The organism is Rhizobacter sp. (assembly GCA_021153565.1).
GTDB lineage: Bacteria > Pseudomonadota > Gammaproteobacteria > Burkholderiales > Burkholderiaceae_C > Albitalea.
In genome coordinates, this window is sequence record JAJKJU010000380.1 from 1 (window position 1) to 5,628 (window position 5,628).

The 5,628-nt window shown below is 64.5% G+C and carries 6 protein-coding genes and 1 pseudogene; 6 read left to right on the forward strand and 1 reads right to left on the reverse strand.

All coding sequences use genetic code 11. The features are described 5' to 3' along the window. Positions 1–113 precede the first annotated feature (113 nt). From soxA to AC30NL_RS23270, 6 genes are read left to right on the forward strand one after another with little or no spacing between them, the layout of a single operon-like run. Entirely contained in the window at positions 114–911 is a 798-nt protein-coding gene (soxA, locus tag AC30NL_RS23245) for a sulfur oxidation c-type cytochrome SoxA (protein WP_489466349.1), read from the forward strand. 10 nt (positions 912–921) lie between these two features. Beyond that, a complete protein-coding gene (soxX, locus tag AC30NL_RS23250; RefSeq protein ID WP_489466350.1) occupies positions 922–1,572 on the forward strand; it encodes a sulfur oxidation c-type cytochrome SoxX in 651 nt (216 codons plus the stop codon). 16 nt (positions 1,573–1,588) lie between these two features. Then, positions 1,589–3,316 (forward strand): thiosulfohydrolase SoxB, encoded by a 1,728-nt coding sequence (soxB, locus tag AC30NL_RS23255; protein ID WP_489466351.1) that lies wholly within the window; start codon positions 1,589–1,591, stop codon positions 3,314–3,316. 16 nt (positions 3,317–3,332) lie between these two features. Further along, positions 3,333–3,758 (forward strand): DsrE family protein, encoded by a 426-nt coding sequence (locus AC30NL_RS23260; RefSeq protein WP_489466352.1) that lies wholly within the window; start codon positions 3,333–3,335, stop codon positions 3,756–3,758. Next, positions 3,755–4,054 (forward strand): hypothetical protein, encoded by a 300-nt coding sequence (locus tag AC30NL_RS23265; protein WP_489466353.1) that lies wholly within the window; start codon positions 3,755–3,757, stop codon positions 4,052–4,054. The genes AC30NL_RS23260 and AC30NL_RS23265 overlap by 4 nt, the downstream gene beginning before the upstream one ends. A gap of 59 nt (positions 4,055–4,113) precedes the next feature. Continuing rightward, positions 4,114–4,470, forward strand: a complete 357-nt coding sequence (locus AC30NL_RS23270) for an ArsR/SmtB family transcription factor (protein WP_489466354.1) — start codon at positions 4,114–4,116, stop codon at positions 4,468–4,470. A gap of 234 nt (positions 4,471–4,704) precedes the next feature. Here AC30NL_RS23270 and AC30NL_RS23275 read toward each other — a convergent pair. Then, positions 4,705–5,628 (reverse strand): annotated as a pseudogene (locus tag AC30NL_RS23275) (hypothetical protein); the annotation flags it as partial.

The following is a 5,628-nucleotide window of genomic DNA, read 5'->3' on the forward strand; positions in this document are numbered from 1 at the left end:
CAAATGCTCGCCATAGCACGAGCTATGGCTGCGCTTTGCGCCTAGATCAGGCGCCTTTTGACGTGCTGCTCGGGCACGCTCGAAAAACTCTCAGCCTCTGAACTGGACGCAACATGATCAAGACATTGACGATTGTCGTGCTGGCCGTCGCGGCCGCAGGCGCGCAGGCCCAGTCGAAGAGCACCGCCGAAAGCATCGCCGAATACCGCGCCTTGCTTGCTGAAGGCAATCCGGCCGAGCTGTTCGAGGCCAAGGGTGAGGACCTGTGGAAGAAACCTCGCGGGCCGAAGAATGTCTCACTCGAACGCTGTGACCTCGGCAAGGGCCCGGGCGTCATCAAGGGCGCCTTCGTCGAACTGCCGCGCTATTTCGCGGACACCGGTCGGATGCAGGACCTCGAGTCGCGCCTGCTGAGCTGCATGGAGACGCTGCAGGGTTTCAACGCGGCCGAGATCGCGAAGACGCCGTTCGGCAAGGGCGAGCAGGCCAGCCTCGAAGGGCTGGTGGCGTACATCGCGGCCGAGTCGCGCGGCATGAAGCTCAATCTCCCGCAGGTGCACCCGGAAGAGCGCAAGTTCTACGAGGCCGGCAAACGCATCTTCCACTTCCGTAGCGGCCCCTACGATTTTGCTTGTGCGACCTGCCACGCCGAAGACGGCAAGCGCATTCGCCTGCAGGACCTGCCGAACTTGACGACGAATGTTGGCGCCGGCGCCGGCTTTGGTGCCTGGCCAGCCTACCGCGTTTCGAGCGGAGAGCTCTGGGGTATGCAGCGGCGACTGAACGACTGCTTCCGCCAGCAGCGGTTTCCGTACCCGGGCTTCACATCGGACGCGACCATCGCGTTGGCGGCCTACATGGGCGTCAATGGCAAGGGCGTTGCGAGCGCCGCGCCGTCCATCAAGCGCTGAGGAAACGCAGATGAACATTCATTTGAACGAGACGGCGGTGGGCGCGGCATTGTTTGCGCTGATCACGGTGATGGCCGGCTGCGCCACTGCGCCGAGCGAGAAGCAGTACGACGAAGTTGCAGTGCAGATGATCAAGGGCTCGTTCAGCACACAGGGCATCGCCACGGTCGACCGCTTGACCCAGGACGGCGCGCAGCAGGCGTGCTCGGCGCAGGCAACTCCCATAGAAAGTGTCACCAAGAAGCTGGAAGCCGAGGCGCTCACCACCATCCAATGGCCAAAGGACGGCAAGTATCTAGGCGACTGGAAGGAAGGCGAGAAGCTCGCGCAGAATGGACGCGGCATGACCTGGACCGACCAGGCCGGCGCCCCGGGCGGCGGCAACTGCTACAACTGCCACCAGATCGCCAAAGCCGAGATTTCGTTCGGCACGATCGGACCGAGCCTCTACAACTACGGCAAGCTGCGCGGCGTGAGCGACCCAGCCGATCCGGCGTCCATCGAAATCGTCAAGTACACATGGGGCAAGCTGTGGAACGCCAAGGCCACCAACGCCTGCTCCAACATGCCGCGTTTTGGTCACGCCGGAGCCCTGAACGAGGCGCAGATTCGCGATCTGATGGCGCTGTTGCTCGACCCCAAGTCCCCCGTTAACCAGTAGCCGCGAGTCTGTCCGCATGAACCTGTCCCGGCGCGACTTCGCGCAAATGCTCGCCTGTGCCTCGGTGGCCGGCATGGCGCTGGGTCGCCATGCCGATGCCGATGCAGGCGTCGCAGAGAACGCGCTGTACGAGTTGCCGCGTTTCGGCAACGTGTCGCTGCTGCACATGACCGACTGCCATGCGCAACTGCTGCCGCTTCACTTCCGTGAGCCAAGCGTCAACCTCGGTGTCGGCGCTATGTCAGGCCAGATGCCGCATCTGGTCGGCGAACAGCTGCTGCGCAGGACCGGGATCGTGCCCGGCAGTGCACGTGCGCACGCTTTTACTGCGGTCGACTTCGAAAAGGGGGCGCGCCGCTACGGTCGTGTCGGCGGCTTTGCTCACCTGGCCACGCTGGTCAAGCGCATGAAGGCGAGCCGCCCTGGCGCTTTGCTGCTCGACGGCGGCGACACCTGGCAAGGTTCCGCGACCTCGCTTTGGACGAATGCGCAGGACATGGTCGACGCGTGCAAGCTGCTGGGTGTCGACGTGATGACCGGCCACTGGGAATTCACCTACGGCCAGGACCGCGTGAAGGAGATTGTCGAGAAGGACCTGAAGGGCCGCACCGAATTCATCGCCCAGAACGTCAAGACGGTCGACTTTGGCGATACGGTGTTCAAGCCGTACACGATGCGCGAGATCGACGGCGTTCCCGTGGCGATAGTCGGGCAGGCCTTTCCGTACACGCCGATCGCGAACCCGCGCTACATGGTGGCCGACTGGAGCTTCGGCATCCAGGAAGAGAACATGCAGGCGGTGGTGGATGAGGCACGTGCCAAGGGAGCGAAGCTGGTCGTCGTGTTGTCCCATAACGGGATGGACGTCGACCTCAAGATGGCCAGCCGCGTGCGCGGCGTCGACGCCATCCTCGGCGGTCACACGCACGATGGAATGCCGGTGCCGGTGATTGTGGCCAACCCAGGCGGCAAGACGATCGTCACCAACGCCGGCTCCAACGGCAAGTTCCTCGGCGTGCTCGACTTCGATGTCGCCGGCAGCACCGTGCGTGACTTCCGCTATCGGCTGTTGCCGGTGTTTTCGAACCAGCTTCGGGCCGACCCCGAGATGGCGGCGCTGATCCGCAAGCTTCGCGCCCCCTACGAGACGAAGCTCGCCGAGACGCTGGCTGTCACCGACGGGTTGCTGTACCGGCGCGGCAATTTCAACGGCAGCTGGGACCAGTTGATCCTGGATGCGCTGATGGACGTGCAAGGAGCCGAGATCGCATTTTCGCCAGGCTTCCGCTGGGGCACGTCACTGCTGCCAGGCGACGCCATCACCCGCGAGGAACTGATGGGCCAGGTCGCGACGACCTACTCGTACGCTACTGTCACGGAAATGAGCGGCCAGACGATCAAGACCGTGCTCGAGGACGTCTGCGACAACCTCTTCAACCCTGATCCGTACTATCAGCAAGGCGGAGACATGGTGCGTGTCGGCGGATTGACCTATGCCTGCGCGCCCGGCGAGAAGATGGGCAACAGGATCCAGGACATGCGTCTCGCCGGCCGGCCCCTCGATCCGAGCAAGACCTACCGCGTCGCCGGCTGGGCGCCCGTGGCTGAAGAGGCGCGCGGGGCCGGCAACAAGCCGGTGTGGGATGTGCTCGAGTCCTGGCTCAAGGCGAAGGACCGCGTCGCCCCACGCCGACTCAATGCGCCGCAACTCATCGGCGTGCGGGGCAACTCCGGCCTTGCCTAAACAAGAGGACCACCCCATGCTGAACATGTTGAAGAAACTCTTCATCTGCGCTGCACTCGTATTCAGCCACGCCGCCGCGTTCGCGCAGGACCAGGTCATCTACCACGTTACCGACAGCAAGGTGCAGGCGCTCGCCGGTTTGCGCAACGCACGCAACCAACTCGACGTCGACCCATCGGCGAAGATCATTTTCGTGACGCATGGCGAAGGCGTGGACTTCCTGATGGAAATGGAAGGCGCGAAGGACCGCAGCGACAGCCCATACGCCGGCGCCATTGCAGCACTCGCCGCGCGCGGCGTGAAGTTCGAGGTTTGCGAGCTGACGCTGAGGACGCGGAACTTGAAGAAGGAACAGTTCGTTCAGGAAGCAGACTTCACGCCCTCAGGAGCGGTCCGCGTGACTCGGTTGCAGAAGCAGGGCTACGCGTACTTCAAGCCTTGAACGACTGGCACTGGCGCCGCATCCGGGCGCGGACAGCAGGCACTGGATCGCCTGCTGAGTTTCGTTGCCAAGGCTCATCGTGCCGTTGCTACGGCCCACCCTCGATCCATGCTCGCGAAGCCACGCGCGAGTACATCGCCTATCTGCGCCTCACGATGGGCGAAGCGGCGCGGAACATGGAGCCGTTCCTACGCCGAACCGATTGGTCGCGCTTTCGCGGCCTGCCGCTTTTCGACGCGGCCAATCGCATGAACGCGTACAACACGTTTTTGCTGATGGAGCAGCAGCGCGATTGACCTGTCGAATGAGTCGTTGCGCATAGACTCAAGGCGTTGCCGAGCCGAAGGAGCCTATCGTGGCCAACGAAGAGTCCGACGAGGTGTTCGCCGCTGCGGCGGAGCTGTTTTCCGTGCTGTCGACGCCGGTGCGGCTCAAGTTGATCAGCGCGTTGTGCCAGAGCGAAAAGAACGTGTCGCAGTTGCTGTCCGAAATCGACGCGACACAGCCCAACATGTCGCAGCATTTGGCCACGCTGTACCGCGCTGGCATTCTGGCGCGCCGGCGTGAAGGCACGCAAATCTTCTACCGCATCCAGAGTGAACGCGCCGCCATGCTGTGCCGGGCGGTGTGTACGCAAATCGCGACCGAAATCGTGTCCGAGACGGACGTTCCGCGCAACGACCGCCTCGTGCCCGCGTCGCGCCGGCTCTGAGAGGCTGAGAGTATTTCGATCATGCCCGCTCCGCGTCAGCAGGGCCATGAAGGCGCTGCGACAGCGGTGCGGATCTTTCAGCTGGGCTTGAATCGCCTTTGGCTTACCGCTCCGACGCGGACCATGGGTCTTTTGCCGGGCAGATATCCCTATCGGCCGCGGCCCCTCCGCCCAAAAAAATGTCTTGCGGCAAGCCCCGTTTTTCAAGCGGCACTGAAGCCTCGCGATATCACTCTACCGGTCGGCTGCACGGCGCGACATGGCCTGCAGCTTCTCCAGCACCTCGCCGCCTACCTGTCCACGGTGCACCTTGTCATCGTGGCCCAGCGCTTGCCGCATGTCTTCCCATTTCGCGCCCAGGTTGCGCTGTTCCGCCGTTTTCACGTGGACGGCCTTGAACCGGTTCAGCGGGAGCGTCGCGGCGGTTTCCGGCGCCACCGGTGCATCGGTGTGAAGGTGAAGGTAGAGAGAAGGCGTGGGCGTGCCGTCCGCAAGCGGCTTGAGCTGGATCTCCATCTCGAACACGGTGCCTGCGGGCCCCGGTTCGGCCGCTGAGGGTAGCCGCCTCGGAGGGCCAACCTGGGCGATGTGCCCCACCTCGAGCAGGCGGGCCAGATGGTTACCCTTGGGGAGCGCATGACCTTTGATGCCATCGATCTCATCGGCCAGAAGCCGTTGCGGAAGCAGGTCCAGCAACGCGGCGCGGCGCTCGAGCCGCGTGGACAGCTCCGCGACTTCCGGTGTGCCGCGTTGCGCGGTCGGCAGCGCGGCCAATTGTTGGCCGACCGCGCGCAGTTGCGCCGGGTCGCCGAACCACTTCGTCATCGAGCCGCGGATGGCCTTCGCGATGTGCATGGGGTCGATGTGCAGGCGCTCGAACGAGCCCACCGTCGATGTGTCCACGCCGACGGCGCGTGCGAGGTCCACGACGCGGGACTGCAGGACGTCCTGGCGGTCGAGGTCACGCGATCTGCCGAGGGCCTGCCGCGCGTCCGCCAGGGCCCGATCACGCCGCTGGTCGGCGGGCGATGCCGACGGACCGGCCACCGTCTCAACGGGTGTCGGTTTGTTCGCCGCGCCGCGCTGGCGGCGGCTTCTTCGCGAGGCGGCCGGCGCGGCCGCCTCAGTGCGTTCCGCACGAGCGGGCGCCCTCGACGC

Bases quoted from the DNA above. Each gene is read 5' to 3' on its own strand.
- soxA (WP_489466349.1), top strand. From the start codon at position 114: ATGATCAAGACATTGACGATTGTCGTGCTGGCCGTCGCGGCCGCAGGC.
- soxX (WP_489466350.1), top strand. From the start codon at position 922: ATGAACATTCATTTGAACGAGACGGCGGTGGGCGCGGCATTGTTTGCG.
- soxB (WP_489466351.1), top strand. From the start codon at position 1,589: ATGAACCTGTCCCGGCGCGACTTCGCGCAAATGCTCGCCTGTGCCTCG.
- AC30NL_RS23260 (WP_489466352.1), top strand. From the start codon at position 3,333: ATGCTGAACATGTTGAAGAAACTCTTCATCTGCGCTGCACTCGTATTC.